The organism is Micropruina sp. (assembly GCF_047606665.1).
GTDB lineage: Bacteria > Actinomycetota > Actinomycetes > Propionibacteriales > Propionibacteriaceae > Micropruina.
On sequence record NZ_JASGEF010000053.1, the window covers coordinates 44,762 to 63,993 of the forward strand.

The window sequence follows — 19,232 nt, forward strand, 5'->3', positions numbered from 1 at the left end:
CGGTGAATCTGCAACTGGTGCATGCCACCACCGGCGGCGGCCTGAAGGACACCCTGGACCCGCACTTTCCGGTCAGCTACCCCGACATCGCCCGGGTGCGGCAGCTCTTCGAGCCACTGATGCGGTTCAACTCCGCCTTCGAGATCGAGAACGGCCTGGCCGAAGAGGTGGAGCCCAACGCCGACGCGACGGAATGGACGTTCCGGCTGCGCCAAGGGCTGCTCTTTCACGACGGGCGCCCGGTGCGCGCCGCGGATCTCAAAGCCAGCATGGAGCGAATGCTGGACCCGAAGAATCCGGCCACCCAGGCGTCCGACATCGCCGGGATCGCCGACCTGGCCGGCAGCAAGGTGCTCGACGACCGCACCTACCGGCTCAAGCTGACGTCGCCGTACGCGATCCTGGACGCGGTGATGGCCGGCTATGCGCTGGGCATCGTGCCCCAGGATTTCGACGTCAAGCACCCGATCGGCACCGGCCCGTTCAAATACGACATCTTCGTCCCAGGTCAACGCAGCCGGTTCCTGAAGTTCGACGACTACTGGGACGTCAAGGCGTCTTTCGACGAGTTGGCGATCCTCAACTTCAGCGACGACGCCGCCAAAGTCAACGCACTGCTCGCCGGGCAGGTGCAATCCCTGGACAACCTGCCCACCTACCTGGCCGGGGCGATCGAGAGCCAGGGGGCCAAGGCCCTGGTCTCCGAGACCGGCGGCTGGGTGCCGTTCACCATGCGGGTGGACGCCAAACCGTTCAGCGACAACCGGGTCCGGCAGGCGATGCGGCTGATCGTCGACAGGCAGCAGATCATCGACCAGGCGTTCAACGGTTTCGGACGTGTCGCGAACGACCTGTACGGACCGTTCGACCCCGACTACATCGGCGACGAGCTGCCGCAGCGCACGCCTGACGTCGAGCAGGCCCGGTCGCTGCTCAAGGCGGCCGGCTACGAGAACCTCCAGGTCGAACTGGTCACCTCGACCGGGGTCGGCGCGGGCGCGGTCGAAGCGGCCAGTCTGTTCGTCCAGCAGGCCAAGAAGGCCGGCGTCGACGTCCGGCTGAACAAGGTCGACGGCGGCATCTTCTTCGGCGACCAGTACCTCTCCTGGGTCTTCGCCCAGGACTTCTGGAGCACCCGCCTCTACCTGCCGCAGGCCGCCAGTTGCGCGCTGAAATCGTCGCCCTACAACGAGACCCACTTCTACGACGAGAAATTCGCCGGCCTGATCCGCTCCGCACAGCGCGAGGTCGACCCGGCCCGCCGGCGCCAACTCGTCCAGGACGCCCAGCGGATCGAATACGAGGAAGGTGGTTACATCGTGTGGGGCTTCCAGAACCAGGTGGACGCCTACAGCGAGTTCGTCACCGGGCTGGAGCCCGCGCGTGAACAACCGGTCTCCGCCTTCCGGTTCAACCGGGTCAGGCCGGTGACATCGTGAGCGCGGTCGAACAGCTGGCCCTGGCCGAGACCCCGGCCGGATCGCCGGCCCGCCGGGTGGGCAGCCCGGCCCGAGCCTGGACGCAGTGGTTGCTGCGCCGTCTCGGAATGGCGGTCCTCACGCTGCTGGCGGTGTCGATCATCGTGTTCTTCGCCACCAACGCCCTCGGCGACCCGGTCCGCGCCATCCTCGGCAAGGACTACGACGTCAGCCCGGACCGGGTGGCGGCGCTGGAGCAGCTGCTGCACCTCGACCTGCCGACCTGGCAGCGCTACTTGATCTGGCTGGGCGACCTGCTGCGCGGCAATCCCGGCCTTTCCGCGGCCAACGGCCTGCCGGTCGCCGAACTGATCGGCGACCGGGTGGTCAACAGCGCCTTCCTGGTGCTGATCACCGCGGTGCTGATGATCCCGATGTCGATCGGGCTGGCCATGCTGGCGGCTCGTTGGCGGGGCGGGCTGCTGGACAACTCCCTGCAATTCGTCACCCTGGCCCTGGCCGGGCTGCCCGAGTTCGTCACCGGCATCCTGCTGGTGGCACTGTTCTCGACCAGCGTCCTGCACTGGCTGCCCGCGGTCACGGTGATGCCGGTGGGTGGCGCGCCTTGGGATCGTCCGGCGTCGATGATCCTGCCGGTGGCGACCCTGATCATCGCGGTGGTGCCCTACCTGGCCCGGATCCTGCGCTCGACGATGATCGAGGCGATGGACTCCGACTACGTCGAGCTCGCCCGGCTCAAGGGCGTCCCCGAAGACCTGGTGCTGCGCCGGCACGTGCTGCCGAACACCGTGGTGCCGACGATCCAGGTAACCGCCTTGCAGTTGGCCTGGCTGGTCGGCGGCGTGGTGCTGATCGAGTACCTGTTCAACTACCCGGGCATCGGCGCCACCCTGGTGGACTCGGTGCGCAACTCCGACTTCCCGATGGTGCAGGCGCTGGCCATGATCATCGCCGCCGTCTACGTGGCGGTGAACCTGGTCGCCGACGTGCTGTCGATCCTGTTCACGCCGCGGGCCCGGACGGGGATGGTGAAATGAAAGGCATGCTGCGTGACCCGCGCATCGTGACCGGGTCGATCATCGCCCTGGCCGTCGTGGTGCTGGCCGTCCTCGGTCCGCTGCTGGCGCCCTACGGGGAGAACGAGATCGTCGGCAAGCCGTTCACCATGGAGGGCGGCCCGCTGGGCACCGACTACCTCGGCCAGGATGTGCTCAGCCGGGTGCTGTACGGCGGCCAATCGGTGCTGATGATCGCGGTGCTGGCCACCGTGCTGGGCGTTGCGCTCGGGTTGATCGTCGGCGTCGCGGCAGCCTACTTGGGCGGCTGGCTGGACGAGGTGCTGATGCGCGGCAACGACGTGCTGCTGGCCTTCCCGCAGATCCTGATCGCCCTGGTCGTGCTGAGTGCCGTCGAGCAGCCCACCTGGTGGATGATCGTGCTGCTGGTCGGCATCGCGCACGCTCCCCGTGTGGCCCGGGTCGCCCGCGGCGTCGCGCTGTCGTACGTGAACAACGACTTCGTCACTGCCGCCGAAGCCATCGGCGAGCCGCGCTGGCGGATCGCCGTGTTCGAGCTCGGTCCGAACCTGGTGGTCCCGTTGCTGGCCGAGACCGGGCTGCGGCTCACCTACTCGATCGGCACCGTCGCCGCGATCGGCTTCCTGGGGTTCGCCAGCAACCCGAGCGCCGCCGACTGGGGCCAGATGACCAACGAGAACCGGCTGGCGCTGCTGGTGCAGCCGTGGGGGGTGCTGGCGCCGGTCATCCTGATCGGCCTGTTCACCATCGGCACCAACCTGATCGCCGACGGCATCGGCCAGCGGGCCGCGAAGGGGGCATGATGAGCCAGACCGTCACCGAAGACCTGCGCTGCCGGGTGGAGGACCTGCGGATCAGCCTGCCGGCCCGCGGCGTGGACGTCGTCGACCAGGTCGACCTGACCCTGAAGGCGGGCGAGATCCTGGGCCTGGTGGGCGAATCCGGTTCCGGCAAGACCACCACCGGGACGGCCCTGCTCGGCTACGCCCGCACCGGGGCCGCCATCTCGGGCGGCGACATCGAGGTGGCCGGACACAAGGTGCGCGAGCTCGGGCCGGCCCAGGTGCGCGCCATCCGCGGCGTCACGATCGGCTACGTCCCGCAGGATCCCAGTTCGGCGCTGAACCCGTCGATCAGGATCGGTGCCCAGCTGCGCGAGCTGCTCGACCTGCACGACATCGGCACGGCCTCCGAACGCGGCGAGCGGATCCGGCAGATCCTGCCCGAGGTGGGGCTGCCCAACGACGAGGCGTTCCTGCGCCGCTACCCGCACCAGCTCTCCGGCGGGCAGGTGCAGCGGGTGGCGCTGGCCATGGTCTTCCTGCCGCGTCCGCAGGTGCTGGTGCTGGACGAGCCCACCACCGGCCTCGACGTCACCACCCAGGGCATGGTGCTGCGCACCCTGGAAGAGCTGTGCCGCCGCTTCGACGTCGCCGCCCTGTACGTCACCCACGACCTGTCGGTGGTGGCCAGCATCTCGAACCGGGTGGCGGTGATGTACGCCGGTCGCCTCGTCGAGATCGGGCCGGTGAAGGAGATCTTCACCGACCCGAGCCACCCCTACACCCGTGCGTTGCTGAACGCCATCCCGCACCTGCATCGTCCGTTCGCCCTGACCGGGATTCCCGGACGGACCCCGGCGCCGGGGAAGCGTCCGCCCGGGTGCCGGTTCAACGACCGCTGCCAGTTTTCCGCCCCGGAATGCTCCGCACAGGAGCCGCCCGACGTGGAGGTCTCACCCGGCCACTTCGCCGCCTGCCTGCACACCGACGCGCTGCCGCCCTGGGATCCGACCGATCGGGTGGTGGCCGACACCGACCCGCAACGGGACCGGACGATCATCCTGACCGTCTCCGACCTGGACATCTTCTACGGGACCAGCCACGTCGTGCACGGGGTCGATTTCGACCTCGCCGTCCAGGAGGTCGTCGCCCTGGTCGGCGAGTCCGGCTCCGGCAAGACCACCATCTCGCGTTGTGTCGGCGGCATCCACGACAACTGGGACGGCACCATCGCGGTGGACGGAGAGCCGCTGGCCCACGCCGCCCGCAAGCGCACCGCGGAGCAGCGCCGCCGCGTCCAGTACATCTTCCAGAATCCGTACCTGTCGCTGAATCCGCGCCGCACCGTCGAGCAGATCCTGGTCCGGCCGCTGGAACTGTTCGGTATCGCCAAGGGCAAGGCTGCACGGGAACGGGCCGCGCAGCTGCTGGAGGACGTCCAGCTCGGCGAGTCGGCGATGTCGCTGCGGACCAACCGGCTCTCCGGCGGCGAACGCCAGCGGGTGGCGATCGCCCGGGCTATCGCGGTGGAACCCGACATCCTGGTCTGCGACGAGATCACCTCGGCACTGGACGTGTCGATCCAGGGCTCGATCACCGAGCTGCTCAACTCGATCAAGGCCGAGCGGCACATCTCGATGCTGTTCGTCACCCACGACCTGGCGCTGGTCCGCTCTATCGCCGACCGTGTTCTGGTGCTGCAGAACGGATGCCTGGTGGAGTCCGGGCTGGCCGCCGACGTCCTGGATCGTCCGCAGCAGGAGTACACCCAGAACCTGCTCGCCAACACCCCCACGCTGGACCGGTGGATGGACACCTCGCACTAGCCCGGCGGCGCTTCACCCTGCCCACGTGAGACGACGAGTGCATATCAGTCGAAGGTGACCATGACCTTGTCGGCGGCCCCGGGCGTCTTCGCGAGCTCGAGAGCCTCCAGCGCCATGTCGAACGGAAGCAGGTCGCTGACGATCACGGCATATTTCTCCCAGTTATCCACGATGTCGTCGGTCACCTCGAAGATCTCGGTCGGGTACCCCATCGACCACACCAGCGTGAGTTCGGAGGTGAGGATGCGGCCGAAGTCGAGTTCGACGGGGCGCTTGTGCACCGCCACGACACCCAGGGTCGCCCCCTGCTTGGCGATGCCGGCCACGGTCGGCGGGATGCTCGGCGCACCGGCCGCATCGAGGTAGACGTCTGTGCCGGCCCGCGTGCCGCGGTTGAAGATCGTGGCGCCATCGCCGTGCAACTCGACGAGCCGCGCCGCGAGGTCCTCCTCGGCGGAGTTGACCACGGCGTCGGCACCGATCTGGAGCGCCTTGTCCAGCCGCGCCGGCAGGATGTCGACCACGACGATGTGCGACGCGCCGCGGCGCCGGTAGCCCAGCACCGCACCCAGCCCGATGGGCCCAGCGCCGAAGACGACCACCTTGGCCCCCGGCTGCGGTTTCGTGCGGTTGACGGCGTGGTAGGCGACGGCCATCGGCTCGTTGAGCGCCGCGACGGTCCACGGCACCTCCTTGGGGATGACCTTGAGTTGGCGCCCGAGCTGGGCGTCCTTGACGACGACGTACTCCGAGAGGGCGCCCTGGGCGCCGCCGGAGCCGAGCAGCCCGTCGGTGAACGCCATCGTGTCGATGACGACGTGGTCGCCGACGTCGATGTCCTCCACCTCCTCGCCGACCTCAACGACCTCGGCGGCGGGCTCGTGGCCCAGCGGGGTCGCGCCGATGCGCGGGGGGATCCCGCCGTTGTGGCTGTACAGCGCGTCCGAGCCGCAGATGCCGCAGGCCTTGATCTTCAGCAGGACGTCGGCGGGGCCCGCGATGGGCTGGTCGACCTCGACCCAGGCGTTGGTGTCGGGGGCGACGACGTGGACGGATCTCATGAGTGCTCCTCGGGAGTTGATGGATGGACGGTTCAGGCGGAGAGCAGAGCGATCACGTCGTCGGTGCTGCCCGTCTCGCCGAGGACGCGGAACACTCCGGCGACGCAGCGCTCGTGCGCGTCGGGGATTCGGTCGGTGATCGCGTCGGTGACGACCGTCACGTGATAGCCGAGGTCGTACGCGGCACGCGCGGTGGACTCGACGCCGAAGCTCGTCGCCACTCCGGCGAGCACCACCTGGGTGACGCCGAGCCCGGCCAACTGGTCGTGGAGCCCCGTGCCTGCGAAGGCGCTCCAGCCCCCCTTCGTGACGACGAGGTCGCCCGGCCCGGACGGCAGCCCTGCGACGGGATCGGTGAAGCCGGGCGGGACCTCGGGCATCCGGCCCCCGAGCTCGGTGCGGCCGACCGGAGCCTGCGCGGGGTCGTAGCGGACGAGCACCACCGGCAGGCCCCGTTCCCGGAAGGCCGCGGCCAGGCGCTCCGCATTGTCGATCACGCCCTCGATGGGGTGCGCGGTCTGTGCCGCGGTCGTGCCTTGCTGCAGGTCGACGACGATGAGAGCGGCGGCCGGATCGAGAGTCGTGATGGGCACTGGTGGCGTCCTTCCCGCGAGGGCTCCGCGACGAACGTCGGCGCCATGCGCCCTCACCGAACAGATTATCTCACCACAGTTCACTTATTCCCAGGGGTGCGCGAGAATCGGACGGTGACCGGGAGAAGCCGAGGGCGTCCGCGCGAAACCACGCACGCCGCGATCCGCGATGTCGCACGGGCGCTGTTCCTGCGCCAGGGCTACGCGGCCACCTCGCTGCAACAGATCGCGGACGCCGCCGGGATCAGCCGGACGACCCTGTTCCACTACTTCCCCGCCAAGCGCGACCTCATGGCCGACGAGTTCGATGCGAGCGTGACTCGCCTCCGCGATGCGCTCGCGTCCAGCGGCGATGGCCCGATCGTGCCCGCCATGGCGGGGGCGATCGCGGCGGCGCTGCGATTCGCGCGTGCCGAACACGATGCCCTCGCCCTGCGCTGGCAGATCGTGCGCGGCGACGACGAACTGCGCGCCGACGTCGCGCTGCGCACCAGCGACCTCGCCGACCTGCTCATCGCGCACGGGCGGACGCGCCGGCCGGACGCTGACCCCGAGCTCGTGCAGCACGTCGTCGAGGCGCTGCTGGCCGTCGTCGTCGGCGCCACGACGCGCTGGGCCGCCCAGGACCGACCGGCCGTGGACCTGGATGGGTACGTCACCGACCGGCTCGCCCCGTTCGTCGCTGCGCTCACCCCGCTGCTGGAGTGACGGCAGAGGCGGCGCTGCGGTCGGCGGTGGTTGAGCTTGTCGGAATCTCCGAAGGTCTCGACAAGCTCGACCGACGAGATCGCGTCCCACCGCTGGTTGAGAGCTTGCCGAAATCTCCCACGGTCTCGACAGGCTCGACCGACGCCCTACGATGCGCGGGTGATCAACTCGCCCAGGGAACGGGTGCCGTCGACCAGCGCAGCGGCGAAGGCGTCGATGTCGTCGTGTTCGGACGCCCGGTAGCTCAGGCAGAACTCGAGCACCCCGGCGTCGCTGCTGTAGCTGATCCCGATGCCGCCGGCGCTGGTGGGGGCGAAGGCGAACCGGACGATCTGATGCGGATCGCCCAGCGACGTGGTGGACAGGAAGTCGGTGGTCAGCCGGACATAGGCCGTGTCGGCGAACAACTCCGGCGTCGCGCCGCTGCGGGCGGCCATCAGCCGCAGCCCGAACAGGTGGCGGTCGATGCCGTTGCCGGTCTTGCAGGCGATCACCCACGACTTGTGCGCGGCCATGGCGGAGAACAGCTGCTCGGGGGTGGCGTCGCCTTCCTGGAGCGCCCGGGCCAGCGCCACCGCCTCGGTGGTCACCGGCCGCAGGCATTCGGTGCGCCCGGCCTGGTACTCGCGCATGTCGACCGCCTCGTAGGTGCTGCGCGGCGCGCCGCCGTGGTAGGCGAGCTGGGCGAACAGCATCACCCACTGCTGGGCACCGTCCAGGCTCAGCTTGAACGAGGGCCGCTCGGGTGCCGGCAGCGATACCGCTATGGTTCGTACCCGGTAGTCAGCAGCCTGTTCGGCGTACCGCTGGGCCGCGTGCTCGATGTCGGTGGCGAGAGAGTCGTCCAACCGCCAGCCGAGCGGCTCCCCCTCCGGCGCGACGCCCGGGCTCAGGTCGGGGACGACCTGCTGGGCCAGTGCCACCACCCGCTTCAGTGTCGCGCCGTCCACCACCGTGTGCTCCATGTGCACCGAGGCAAGTCCGGTGGCCAGGTCGATGTCGTAAGTGGCCGGCTTGTACACCCAGGTGCGGCCCAGCCCGAAGACCGCACGCTGCAGGTGACCGTCGGCATCCAGGCCATCGTCGGCCAGGTTGACCGCGAACAACGCCCGAGCCAGCCGCTCATAGGCGGCGGCGTTCGCCTCATCGGCCAGCAGCCGCTCCAGCAGGGCCGCGGCCGGCTCGCTGCCCGAATAGGACGGGTGGGTGAAGCCGACGCGATCTCCGGGGGCCCGTCCGAGCAGGCCGGCCAGGGCGGCCGTCAAGGCCGGGACGCTCAACGGCTGACCAGCTGCTTCGCTTATCCGCAGGACGTACGGGGCGCCCGCCCGGAACACCACGATCTCGCGCTCCGCCGCCCCGGCCGGGCCTTCGACGAACTCGTCGGTTCCCGGACGGGGATGCCGCAGCCCACCGGCCAGGTAGCGCAGCTGCTGCGGGTCGAGCTCGTCGCCGCGGGCGGTGCACTCGACCGGCATTTCGCCGCGCAGCCAGGTGAGATGGACGGACGCCATCCGGTGAATCAGGTCCGCGGCCCGCTCGACACCGGACCCCGAGCCGGGCCAGTTCAGCAGGAAGCCGACGTTGCTGGTCAGCGTGATGGGACCCCGCGAGGCAAGGTAACCGTCCAGCCAGGCCTCGGAGAGCCAGCTGCGGCCGGCGGCGTCCTCGACGGCGGCGTACGCCTCCAGTTCGGCCTGTAGCACGGGGCCCTCATTCTGGGCGAACGCCTCGACACGGGCGGCGGTGGCGGCCCGTTCGGCCTCGGTCAGCAGTGGGTCGACCGTGGCCCGGTACCGCTCCAACGTGCCATTCAACGGGGGAACCGGCAGGGACTTCATCGTGCGCTCACCTTCGGTGCGAGATCGTCGGCGGGCGGCTCCCAGGCATCCGGATCGGCGGCGACCTGCTCGCCGGAGCGGATGTCCTTCACCTCACCGGAGGCGAACCAGACGAACGGGATGCCACGCCGGTCGGCGTAGCGGATCTGCTTGCCGAACCGGTCGGCCTTGGGCGCCACCTCGGTGGCGATGCCGCGGGCTCGCAGGCGGGCCGCGATGGCGTCGGCCTCGCCGCGGGTCTCTTCGGAGTCGACCGCGACCAGCACGCAGGTCGGCACGCTGCGGGACGCGGTCAGCAGCCCCTTGCCGAGCAGCGGCACCAGGATGCGGGTGACGCCGATCGACAGCCCTACGCCCGGATAGGTGGTCCGGCCGTCGGAGGCCAGCGAGTCGTAGCGTCCGCCGGAGCAGACCGATCCGAGGTGCTCGTAGCCGCTCAGCTCGGTCTCGTAGACGGTGCCGGTGTAGTAGTCGAGGCCGCGGGCGATCTTCAGGTCGGCGACGATCCGGCCGGGGGCGGCCGCGGCGCCGGCGCGCACCACCGCGGCGAGCTGCTCCAGTCCCTCGTCCAGCAGGTCGTTGCGGACGCCGAGCGCCCGCACCCGCTCGACGAACGAGTCGTCCGGCGCCGAGATGGTGGCCAGTTCCAGGCATTGCGCCGCCACCTCGATGCTCAGCCCGAGCTCACCGGTGAGCAGCGCGCGGACGGCGTCCGGACCGATCTTGTCTAGCTTGTCGACGCGTTGCAGCACAGCCAGGTGATCGTCGATGCCGAGCCCGCGGTAGAAGCCTTCGGCGAGCCGCCGGTTGTTCACCCGCATCAGCACCGGCGGGACGCCGAAATCGGTATGCAGTCGCTCCAAGGCCTCCAGCACCACCAGCGCCACCTCGACATCGTGGTGGGCGGCCAGCGCGCTTTGCCCGACGACGTCCAGATCGGCCTGCAGGAACTCCCGGTAGCGGCCCTCCTGCGGCCGCTCGCCCCGCCACGCCTTCTGAATCTGGTAGCGCCGGAACGGGAAATTCAGGTGCCCCGAGTTCTCCAGCACATAGCGGGCGAACGGCACGGTCAGGTCGAAGTGCAGGCCGAGTTCGGCGTCTGAGGTGCCCTCGGCGTGCAGCCGGCGGACGACGTAGACCTCTTTGTCGATCTCGCCCTTGCGGGCCAGTTGCGCCATCGGCTCCAGCGCACGGGTCTCGATCGAGCCGAAACCGTGCAATTCGAAGGTGCCGGCGAGCGCGGCAAGGACCCGCTGCTCGACGATCCGCTGGGCGGGCAGAAATTCGGGAAAGCCGCTCAGCGGCTTCGGACGGCTCATCGGGTGCGGACACCACCTAAATAGTCGGCTTGCAAATACGGATTGGTGGCCCGTTCCCGGGCCATCACGGTCTGTTGCCCATGTCCGGGCAGAATGGCGGCGGTGTCGGGCAGGTCGAGCACCGGGCCGCGCAGGGTGTTCAGCATGATGGCGTGGTCGCCGCCAGGCAGATCGGTCCGGCCGATCGACCCGGCGAACAGCACGTCGCCGGAGAACACCACCGTGTCCAGCTGGTCGTGGCCGGTCAGCCGGGTGGAGAGCATCACGCAGCCCGGACGATGACCGGGGGCGTGCAGCACGTCGAAGGTGAGCCCGGCGACGTCCAGGCCCGATTCGAAGAAGCGCAGGTCATCGGGTTCGGCCAACTCGACCTCTCCGAGCACCTGGGCGAGCAGGCTGGCGCTGGACGGGCCGAGGCCGGCCGCCGGATCGGTGAGCAATTCGCGGTCGTCGGCATGGATCCAGGCCGGGACGCCCCACTCGTCGGCCACCCGTGTCGCGGACGCCACATGATCGATGTGGCCATGGGTCAACAGGACACCGACCGGGGTCAGTCCGTGATCGGCCACGGCGTCCCGAACCCCGTCGAAGGCGTCCACGCCCGGATCGACGATCACACACTCGGCTCCAGCTGCCGCGGCGGCCAGATAGCAGTTGGCCTGCCACGGACCCGCAGGAAAGGAGGCCAGGAACACCCCGTCAGACTAGTGCACGGGCCGCCTCGCTGACCGTCCGATGGCTGGCACGACCTCGTCACCGGACCCGGCGCCCAAACATCGCAGCCGAGAGGGCGTGATCCGAGCGCGAACCGCCACGGTCCAGGGGCCTCGCGCCACGCGCGCGGGCGCGAGGCCAAACCACACAGGCATGCGGCAAGATGTCCCCATGACTTCTACCAGCCCGGCCGACTTCGGTCGTGTCGACCCCGACGGGACGGTCTACGTCCGGACCGCCGAGGGAGAGCGCGCCGTCGGACAGATCCCGGACGTGCCCGCGGCAGAGGCCCTAGCCTTCTACACCCGGCGGTTCCAGGCGCTCGAGCTCGAGGTGAGCTTGTTGGAGCGCCGCATTGCCTCGGGTGCGCTCTCGCCGGAGGAGGCCCGCGGCAGTATCGGCACTGTGCGCGGCAACGTAACCGGCGCCAATGCGGTCGGCGATCTGGACTCTTTGCTGGCTCGGTTGGAGGCCCTCGCCCCCGTGCTGGCCCAGGCGAACGAGGCTCGCAAGGCAGAGCGTGCCCGGCAGGCCGAAGAGACCAAGGCCACCAAAGAGGGCATGGTCGCCGAGGCCGAGAAGCTGGCACAGGGCAACGACTGGCGCGGCGGCGTCAACCGGTTCCGCAGCCTGCTGGACGAGTGGAAGGCACTCCCCCGGATCGACCGGGCCACCGACGACGCCCTGTGGCATCGGTTCTCCGCGGCCCGCACTGCCTACACCCGCCGCCGGAAGGCCCAGTTCGCCGAGCAGGCCGAACGCCGCGACGAGGCCCGCCGGCTCAAGGAGCAGATCATCGCCGAGGCCCGCGTCCTCGCCGACTCCACCGAGTGGGGTCCGACCTCGGGCGCCTTCCGTGACCTGATGGCTCGTTGGAAGGCGGCCGGTGCCGCCCCGCGTGAAGTCGACGACGCGCTGTGGACGGAGTTCCGGGCACTGCAGGACCAGTTCTTCAACGCCCGGCAGGCCACCCTGTCCGAGCAGGACGCCGAGTTCCGCGCCAACCTCGAGGCCAAGGAGGCGCTGCTCGCCACCGCCGAGGCCGAGGTCGTCCCGGTGCGTGACGTGGCTGCCTCGCGGGCCGCGTTCCGCACCTTCCTGGACGCCTACAACAGCTACGGCAAGGTGCCGCGCGAGTCGATCCGGGGGCTGGACAACCGCGTCAGAGCCCTGGAGACGGCGATCCGCAACGCCGAGGACGCCGAGTGGAAGCGCACCGATCCCGAGGCCCGCTCGCGCGCCGAGGAGACCGTGGCGATGCTCAGCAACGAGATCGACAAGCTGACCGAGAAGATCGCGAAGGCCGAGGCCCGCGGCGACGCAAAGGCCGCCGACAAGGCGCGGGACTCGATCGCGACCTACCAGACCTGGCTCGACCAGGCCCGTGCCACGCTGGCCGACTTCTCCCGCTGATCGTGGTCCACCGCGTCTTCTCCTACGGCACGCTGCGGCAGGAGAACGTCCAGCAGGCGTTGTTCGGGCGTCCTGTCGTCACCGTCGCCGACACCTTGCCCCGCTATCGGCTCGACTGGCTGACCATCACCGACCCCGAGGTGATCGCCACCAGCGGCTCGGACCGGCACCCGATCCTACGTCCCGGTTCGGTCACGGACGTCGTCGCCGGCGCCTACCTGGAACTCGACGACCGTGAACTGGCCCAAGCGGACGCCTACGAGGTCGACGCCTACGTCCGCGCCGCCGTCACCCTGGGCTCCGGAACGTCCGCCTGGGTCTACCTCGCCGCCGACTGATCACCCAACCCGTCATCACGGCGAACGCCGGGATCTCCGTCCAGCCGACTTCGCACGCTGGGGACGGTTCTTCTCATGCGAATTCCGAACCCTCTGGGGACGGACCTCGATGCCAGGGTCTGTCCCCGAACGATCGAAAATCGCACGCTCGAGAACCGTCCCCGAAGTTCGACAGAGCTTCTTCGGACAGGAGTTGCGGCGTGGCTCAGCTCTTCACCCGATGGGCGTCGTACACGCCCGGAATGCGTTTCAACGCGTTCGTCAGGGACGCCAGATGGGTGGGGTCGGGGGTCTCGAACTGTAGCCGCATGGTGAAGACCCGTTCCTTGTTGGTGCTGGCCGACATGGACAGGATGTTCGAGTGGTGCTCGGTCATCACCCGGCTCACGTCGGACAGCATGCCAGCGCGGTCGAGGCCTTCGACGTGCACGGCGACCAGGAAACTGGAGTCGGCGGACGGCGTCGCCCAACTCACCTCGACCAACCGGTCGGGCTTCTGCCGCAGATTGTCGGCGTTGGTGCAGTCTACCCGGTGTACCGACACGCCCTCTTCACGTGTGATGAAACCGAGGATCTCGTCACCCGGCACCGGCATGCAGCATTTGGCGAGCTTCACCCACATATCGGAATGGCCCTCGACCACGATGCCGGTGTCGGTGCTCCGGCGGTTCGGACGCCGGCCAGGGACCGGAGCGGTGAGCGCCGGATGGTCCTCGACGCTGGCCTCGGCGGCCTCCTCGGCACCGCCCTCGGCGGCGATCAGCCGTTCGACCACATTCTGCGCGCCGACCGTCCCCTCCCCGATCGCCGCATAGAGCGCATTGGTGTCGGGCACTCGGAAATGCCGGGCCAGTGCGGCCAAATGCTCGGCGGACAGCAGCCGGTGCACCGGCAGCCCGGTCCGCCGCAATTGCTTGGCCAGCGCCTCTTTGCCCTGCTCGATCGACTCCTCGCGGCGCTCCCGCATGAAGTACTGCCGGATCTTCGTCCGCGCTCGTGGGCTGGCCACGAAATTCAACCAGTCGCGGCTTGGGCCGGAATTGGGCGATTTGGACGTCAGCACCTCGACCTGGTCGCCGTTTTTCAACTCATATTCCAGAGGCACCAGGCGCTGATTGACCCGCGCCCCGATGCAATGATGGCCGACCTCGGTATGCACGGTGTAAGCGAAGTCGACCGGCGTGGAACCCGCCGGCAGCGACATCACGTCACCCTTGGGGGTGAACACGAAGACCTCGTTGGTGTTGATCTCGAACCGCAGGGTGTCCAGGAACTCGCCCGGGTCTTCGGTCTCCCGCTGCCATTCGGTGATCTGTCGTACCCAGGCCAGGTCGTTGGCGCCGGCGCCCTTGCCCTCTTTGTATTTCCAGTGAGCGGCGACACCGTATTCGGCCTGCCGGTGCATCTCGTGGGTGCGGATCTGGAACTCCACCGGTTTGCTGTCGGGCCCTAGCACTGTGGTGTGCAGCGACTGGTACAGGTTGAATTTCGGGGTCGCGATGTAGTCCTTGAACCGGCCCGGCAACGGAATCCACCGGGCATGCAGCACACCGAGGGCACCGTAACAGTCGCGTTGGGCGTCCACCAGGATGCGCAGCCCTACCAGGTCGTAGATCTCGAAGAAGTCCCGCCCGCGGACCACCATCTTCTGATAGATCGAGTAGTAGTGCTTGGGACGCCCGTAGACGGTGGCCTTGATCTTCGCTTCGGCCAGATCGTCGCGCACCTGGTCGATCACCTGCCGCAGATAGTTCTCCCGCAACGGGGCGCGGGCGGCGACCATGCGCACGATCTCGTCGTAGATCTTGGGGTGCAGTGTGGCGAAGGCGAGATCTTCCAGCTCCCATTTGATGGCATTCATGCCCAGCCGGTGCGCCAACGGAGCGAAGATCTCCAGGGTCTCGTTCGCGGTCACCACCTGTTTGTCCTGGCGCTGGAACCCCAGGGTGCGCATATTGTGCAGCCGGTCGGCCAGCTTGATCACCAGCACCCTGATGTCGCGGCTCATCGCCAGCACCATCTTGCGCAGCGTCTCGGCCTTCGCAGAGTCGCCGTAGGTGACCTTGTCGAGCTTCGTCACGCCATCGACCATGGTGGCAACCTCGGAGCCGAAGTCGGCGGTCAATTGCGCCATCGTGTACGAGGTGTCCTCGACGGTGTCGTGCAGCAACGCCGCGCACAACGTGGTCTCGGTCATGCCCAACTCGGCCAGAATCGTGGCCACCGCCAGCGGATGGGTGATGAATGGATCGCCGCTATTGCGGAACTGGCCCGCGTGATAGTGCTCGGCCGTCCGATAGGCCCGCTCGATCATGGTCAGGTCGGCCCGGGGATGATTGGCCCGCAACGTCTTCACCAGCGGGTCGAGCACCGCCGCCTGGCTGTTCTTCGGGGCTCCGAGCCTGGCCAACGCGTGCCGCATCCGCATCCGCGGCTGGTCGCGCGCGGCCGCCGGACGGGCCAGCGCGCGAGGCTCTCCGGGCAGGCCGTTGCCCGTCCCATACGGACCATGGATGCTGTCGCTCACCCGGTTTCCCTTCGGCAGGACTGCATCATACTGCTCGTCCCCGGTTGTCACGCATCCGCGCATTCCGCGTTGCCAGGACGGGGTGAGCGGTGGCCAAGAGAACCCGTCCCAGGTGACCGAACGAACCGTCCCCAGTGACCAGACGGACAGATCAGATGGTCGAGGCGATCAGATGGTGACGACCGAGGAATACCCGATGCCAAGCTCGGCGAGCTTCTCGCCGCCGGGAAGCGAGTCGAGTTCCATCAGCACCGCCACGTGGACCAGTTCGGCACCCAGCCGATGCACCAGCGCGGCGGTCGCGCCCACCGTGCCGCCGGTGGCGAGCACATCGTCGATCACCAGCACCCGTGCGCCCGGAAGGACGGCGTCGGTCTTGATGGTGAGGGTCTCGTGACCGTACTCGAGCGCGAACTGCTCCGAATACAGGTTGCCCGGCAACTTCCCCGGCTTGCGGACGGGGACGAAGCCGGCACCCAGCTCCAGGGCGACCGGCGCCGCCAGAATGAAGCCTCGGGCCTCCATGCCGACCACCACGTCGATCCCGTCCGGTGCCAGAGCGGCCAACTCTGTGACCGCCGCCCGCAGCCCGGCGGGCGAGGCCAACAACGGGGTGATGTCGTAGAAAGTGACCCCTGGCTTCGGGAAATCGGGAATGTCCGCGATCAGGTCCAGGATGAGCTTCTTGTTGTCGTCGCTCGACATATCGTCACTTCCTTCGCTTCGCTCGGGAACTGCGTTGAGGTTGCTGCCGCTGCTGGCGGGCCAACTCGTTGGCGCTGACCAGACCCAGCCGCTCGGGTTCGACCTCGTCCACCTCGGCGAGCGGGCCGTCCGCGTCGTGCAGCACGACCGCCTTCTTGGTGATCGTCGCCGCCTCTTTCGCGGTCTGCCGCTGTGCCCGGCGGGCCAAGCGCTCGCGATGCTCACGCATCTCGGGCTCGGCCTCCTTGAGCTGGGCCAGCAACGGCGCCGCGATGAAGATCGACGAATAGGCGCCGGCGATCATGCCGACCAGCAGCGCCAGACCGAGATCCTTCAGCGGGCCGGTACCCAGGATGAACACGCCGGTGAAGGTCAGCGCGGCCACCGGCAGCACGCCCAGGATCGTGGTGTTGATCGATCGGATCAGCACCTGGTTGACGGCTGCATTGGCGGCTTCGGAGTAGGTCGAGCGGCTGTTCTTCAGGTCGGCGACGTTCTCGCGCACCTTGTCGAAGACCACCACGGTGTCATAGAGCGAATAGCCGAGAATCGTCAGGACGCCGATCAGCGTGGCCGGCGTCACCGAGAAGCCGACCAGCGCATAGATGCCGACGGTCACCACCAGGTCGTGCAGCAACGCGACGATCGCCGCGATGGCCATCTTGTAGTTGCGGAAGTAGGCCCAGATCAGCAACGAGACCAGCACCAGGAACACCGCCAGCGCGATCACCGCCTGCTGGGTGATCATGCTGCCCCAGGACGCCCCGATCAGGCTGTAGCCGACCTCGTCCACGCTGATATCGCCGACGGCCTTGGCGATCGCCGCCTTCACCAGCCCTACCTCATCGACGCTCAGCGACCGGGTCTGGACGCGGACCTCGCCGTCGCCGACCGTGGTGACGCTGACATCGTCGTTATTGGGCAGGTTGAGCGCCTCGACCGCCGTCCGCACCTGATCGGTGGTCTGCTCGGCCACGGTGACAGGCGCGCTGAAGTCGGCGCCGCCCTTGAACTCGATACCCAGGTTCAGGTGCAGCACGGCGATCGCCAGCACGGAAAGCGCCAACAGGGCCGCGGAGAAGATGTACCAGCGGTTCCGCTTGCCGACGAAATCGTAGCTGACCTCGCCGGTGTACAGCCGATGCGCGAAGCTCTCCTTCTTGGCGGGCACGTCCTTCTTCTCGGCGGGTGCCTCCGGGGTGCTCGTGGTGCTCATCACGCCTCCTTGGTCGCTGCCGCGACGGGCCTGGCCGGACGCCGCCGATGCAGCGGCGGCTGATGCTTGGCGCCCAGATGCTCAGGCTCGAAGCCGGAGAATTTGCGGCCTTGGCCGAAGTACGTCGTCTTGCCCAGCAGCGACACCAACGGCTTGGTGAACCAGAACACCACCGCGAGGTCGATCAGGGTGGTCAGGCCGAGGGTGAACGCGAAGCCCTTCACTGCGCCGATCGCCAGGATGAACAACACGATCGCCGACAGCAGCGAGACGCCGTCCGCCACCAGGATGGTCTGCCGGGACCGCACCCAGCCGACCTCGATGGCGGTGCGCAGCGTCCGGCCGTCGCGGACCTCGTCCCGGATTCGTTCGAAGTAGATGATGAACGAGTCCGCGGTGACGCCGATCGCCACGATCAGGCCGGCCACACCGGGCAGGTTGAGCGCGAAGCCCATCGCCTGACCCAACAAGACGATGAAGGCGTAGGTGATGCCGAAGGCGACCACCAGGCTGCTGACCACCACGATCGACAGCGCCCGGTAGTAGAGCAGGCTGTAGGCGACCACCAGCGCCAGGCCGATGATGCCGGCGATGATGCCCGCGTCGAGCTGCTCGCCGCCCAGCTTGGCCGACACGGTGTCGACGCTGGACACGTCGAAGGCCAGCGGCAGCGCGCCATACTTCAGCACGTTGGCCAGTTCGGTGGCGCTCTTCTGGGTGAACGACCCCGAGATCTCGGCCTTCCCGCCCGCGATCGTGGTGCTGACATACGGCGTGCTGATCACGTCGCCGTCCAGGACGATGGCGAACTCGTTCTGCGGGCTGGTCTTGGTGGCGAGCGCCTCGGTGACGGTCTCGAAGGTCGCACCCGCGGTGCTGTTGAACTCCAGGTTGACCACCCAACTCACCTGGCCCTGCGGGATTCCGGCGGCTGCCTTCACCAGATCTTTGCCCGAGATCACGGTGGGCGACAATAGGAACTTCGTCGTGCCAGCCTTGTCACAGGTGATCAGCGGCTGATCGGAGACATCCGGGAACGGATCCCCGCACTGGAAGTCGGTGTACTCGCTCTGGTCACGCTCGGACGGCTGCCAGTCCAGCACCTGCTGCGTGGTCAGCGGGGTGGCGCCGGGTGCGGTGGGCCGAGGGCTGGGTACCGGTGTGGGCAGGCTGGGCAGCGGGCGTCCGTTCGTGCTGGGCGAGGCGGACGGCTCGGCGCTGGGCTGAGCAGACTCGGCGGGTTGAGCGGATTGGCTGGGCTGAGCGGGGTCAGTGGGTTCGACCGTGGGCTGAGCCGACGGATCGGCCACCGTCTCCTGTGCGTAGACCAGCCGGAAGTACAGCTGGGCGGTCTGGCCCACCGTACGCACCAGCTCGTCCTGCTGGACGTTCGGGACGCTGACCACGATCTGCCGGTCGCCCGAGGTGGTCACCTCGGTCTCGCCGACGCCGAAAGAGTCCACCCGCTGCTGGATGATCGTCCGGGCCTGCTCCAGGCTGTCGGGATCGATCGAGCCCTCGCCGGAGGTATTGCTCGCAGTCAGCGTGATGGTGGTGCCGCCCCGGAGATCGAGGCCCAGTTTCGGCGTCCACACACCACCCAGTGCCATCAGCCCGACCAGTCCGACGCTGAACGCCAAGAAGACGATCAGGGTGCGCAATGGGTGGCTGTGGTGCTTACTTGTCGTTGCCACGGCTCGCTCTGCCCTCGCG

The 19,232-nt window shown here is 68.5% G+C and carries 16 protein-coding genes; 7 read left to right on the forward strand and 9 right to left on the reverse strand.

Annotated elements, in window-relative coordinates:
- The first annotated feature begins 2 nt into the window (after positions 1 to 2).
- The 4 genes from QM619_RS12855 to QM619_RS12870 are packed head-to-tail and all read left to right on the forward strand — an operon-like array spanning position 3 to position 5,084.
- Positions 3 to 1,439: an ABC transporter substrate-binding protein gene (locus tag QM619_RS12855; protein WP_415109205.1), complete on the forward strand. Its 1,437-nt coding sequence runs from the start codon at positions 3 to 5 to the stop codon at positions 1,437 to 1,439.
- A complete protein-coding gene (locus tag QM619_RS12860; protein WP_415109208.1) occupies positions 1,436 to 2,476 on the forward strand; it encodes an ABC transporter permease in 1,041 nt (346 codons plus the stop codon). The genes QM619_RS12855 and QM619_RS12860 overlap by 4 nt, the downstream gene beginning before the upstream one ends.
- Positions 2,473 to 3,279 carry an ABC transporter permease gene (locus QM619_RS12865; RefSeq protein ID WP_415109211.1) on the forward strand — a complete coding sequence of 269 codons (807 nt, stop codon included), beginning with the start codon at positions 2,473 to 2,475 and terminating at the stop codon, positions 3,277 to 3,279. Before QM619_RS12860 ends, QM619_RS12865 begins: the two co-directional genes overlap by 4 nt.
- Positions 3,279 to 5,084 carry an ABC transporter ATP-binding protein gene (locus QM619_RS12870; RefSeq protein ID WP_415109214.1) on the forward strand — a complete coding sequence of 602 codons (1,806 nt, stop codon included), beginning with the start codon at positions 3,279 to 3,281 and terminating at the stop codon, positions 5,082 to 5,084. Before QM619_RS12865 ends, QM619_RS12870 begins: the two co-directional genes overlap by 1 nt.
- 44 nt (positions 5,085 to 5,128) lie before the next feature.
- On the opposite strand, the gene QM619_RS12875 is transcribed toward QM619_RS12870, so the two are convergent.
- Together QM619_RS12875 and QM619_RS12880 are read right to left on the reverse strand one after the other, a co-directional pair.
- A complete protein-coding gene (locus QM619_RS12875; RefSeq protein ID WP_415109217.1) occupies positions 5,129 to 6,145 on the reverse strand; it encodes a zinc-dependent alcohol dehydrogenase in 1,017 nt (338 codons plus the stop codon).
- 32 nt (positions 6,146 to 6,177) lie between these two features.
- Complete coding sequence (locus tag QM619_RS12880) at positions 6,178 to 6,738, reverse strand: cysteine hydrolase family protein (RefSeq protein WP_415109220.1); 561 nt, start codon at positions 6,736 to 6,738, stop codon at positions 6,178 to 6,180.
- Between the two features lie 114 nt (positions 6,739 to 6,852).
- On the opposite strand from QM619_RS12880, the gene QM619_RS12885 reads away from it, so the two are divergent.
- Positions 6,853 to 7,446, forward strand: a complete 594-nt coding sequence (locus tag QM619_RS12885) for a TetR/AcrR family transcriptional regulator (RefSeq protein ID WP_415109223.1) — start codon at positions 6,853 to 6,855, stop codon at positions 7,444 to 7,446.
- A gap of 146 nt (positions 7,447 to 7,592) precedes the next feature.
- Here QM619_RS12885 and QM619_RS12890 read toward each other — a convergent pair whose 3' ends face one another.
- The 3 genes from QM619_RS12890 to QM619_RS12900 are packed head-to-tail and all read right to left on the reverse strand — an operon-like array spanning position 7,593 to position 11,301.
- Positions 7,593 to 9,287 (reverse strand): choline/carnitine O-acyltransferase, encoded by a 1,695-nt coding sequence (locus QM619_RS12890; RefSeq protein ID WP_415109226.1) that lies wholly within the window; start codon positions 9,285 to 9,287, stop codon positions 7,593 to 7,595.
- Positions 9,284 to 10,606: a histidine--tRNA ligase gene (hisS, locus tag QM619_RS12895; protein WP_415109229.1), complete on the reverse strand. Its 1,323-nt coding sequence runs from the start codon at positions 10,604 to 10,606 to the stop codon at positions 9,284 to 9,286. Before hisS ends, QM619_RS12890 begins: the two co-directional genes overlap by 4 nt.
- Positions 10,603 to 11,301 carry an MBL fold metallo-hydrolase gene (locus tag QM619_RS12900; RefSeq protein WP_415109232.1) on the reverse strand — a complete coding sequence of 233 codons (699 nt, stop codon included), beginning with the start codon at positions 11,299 to 11,301 and terminating at the stop codon, positions 10,603 to 10,605. Before QM619_RS12900 ends, hisS begins: the two co-directional genes overlap by 4 nt.
- A 190-nt stretch (positions 11,302 to 11,491) precedes the next feature.
- On the opposite strand from QM619_RS12900, the gene QM619_RS12905 reads away from it, so the two are divergent.
- Complete coding sequence (locus tag QM619_RS12905; RefSeq protein WP_415109235.1) at positions 11,492 to 12,733, forward strand: DUF349 domain-containing protein; 1,242 nt, start codon at positions 11,492 to 11,494, stop codon at positions 12,731 to 12,733.
- 2 nt (positions 12,734 to 12,735) lie between these two features.
- On the forward strand, positions 12,736 to 13,071 hold the full coding sequence (locus QM619_RS12910; RefSeq protein WP_415109238.1) for a gamma-glutamylcyclotransferase family protein: 336 nt from the start codon (positions 12,736 to 12,738) through the stop codon (positions 13,069 to 13,071).
- Between the two features lie 205 nt (positions 13,072 to 13,276).
- Here QM619_RS12910 and QM619_RS12915 read toward each other — a convergent pair whose 3' ends face one another.
- The 4 genes from QM619_RS12915 to secD form a co-directional block, all read right to left on the reverse strand.
- Positions 13,277 to 15,661 (reverse strand): RelA/SpoT family protein, encoded by a 2,385-nt coding sequence (locus QM619_RS12915; RefSeq protein ID WP_415109241.1) that lies wholly within the window; start codon positions 15,659 to 15,661, stop codon positions 13,277 to 13,279.
- Between the two features lie 105 nt (positions 15,662 to 15,766).
- Positions 15,767 to 16,303: an adenine phosphoribosyltransferase gene (locus QM619_RS12920; protein WP_415109244.1), complete on the reverse strand. Its 537-nt coding sequence runs from the start codon at positions 16,301 to 16,303 to the stop codon at positions 15,767 to 15,769.
- A gap of 4 nt (positions 16,304 to 16,307) precedes the next feature.
- Positions 16,308 to 17,519: a protein translocase subunit SecF gene (gene secF / locus QM619_RS12925; RefSeq protein WP_415109247.1), complete on the reverse strand. Its 1,212-nt coding sequence runs from the start codon at positions 17,517 to 17,519 to the stop codon at positions 16,308 to 16,310.
- On the reverse strand, positions 17,519 to 19,213 hold the full coding sequence (secD, locus tag QM619_RS12930) for a protein translocase subunit SecD (protein WP_415109250.1): 1,695 nt from the start codon (positions 19,211 to 19,213) through the stop codon (positions 17,519 to 17,521). The genes secF and secD overlap by 1 nt, the downstream gene beginning before the upstream one ends.
- Between the last annotated feature and the right edge of the window lie 19 nt (positions 19,214 to 19,232).

Coding starts and splice junctions, on each gene's coding strand:
- QM619_RS12865 (WP_415109211.1), top strand. CDS start 2,473: ATGAAAGGCATGCTGCGTGACCCGCGCATCGTGACCGGGTCGATCATC.
- QM619_RS12870 (WP_415109214.1), top strand. CDS start 3,279: ATGAGCCAGACCGTCACCGAAGACCTGCGCTGCCGGGTGGAGGACCTG.
- QM619_RS12875 (WP_415109217.1), bottom strand. CDS start 6,145: ATGAGATCCGTCCACGTCGTCGCCCCCGACACCAACGCCTGGGTCGAG.
- QM619_RS12890 (WP_415109226.1), bottom strand. CDS start 9,287: ATGAAGTCCCTGCCGGTTCCCCCGTTGAATGGCACGTTGGAGCGGTAC.
- hisS (WP_415109229.1), bottom strand. CDS start 10,606: ATGAGCCGTCCGAAGCCGCTGAGCGGCTTTCCCGAATTTCTGCCCGCC.
- QM619_RS12905 (WP_415109235.1), top strand. CDS start 11,492: ATGACTTCTACCAGCCCGGCCGACTTCGGTCGTGTCGACCCCGACGGG.
- QM619_RS12915 (WP_415109241.1), bottom strand. CDS start 15,661: ATGCGCGGATGCGTGACAACCGGGGACGAGCAGTATGATGCAGTCCTG.
- QM619_RS12920 (WP_415109244.1), bottom strand. CDS start 16,303: ATGTCGAGCGACGACAACAAGAAGCTCATCCTGGACCTGATCGCGGAC.
- secF (WP_415109247.1), bottom strand. CDS start 17,519: ATGAGCACCACGAGCACCCCGGAGGCACCCGCCGAGAAGAAGGACGTG.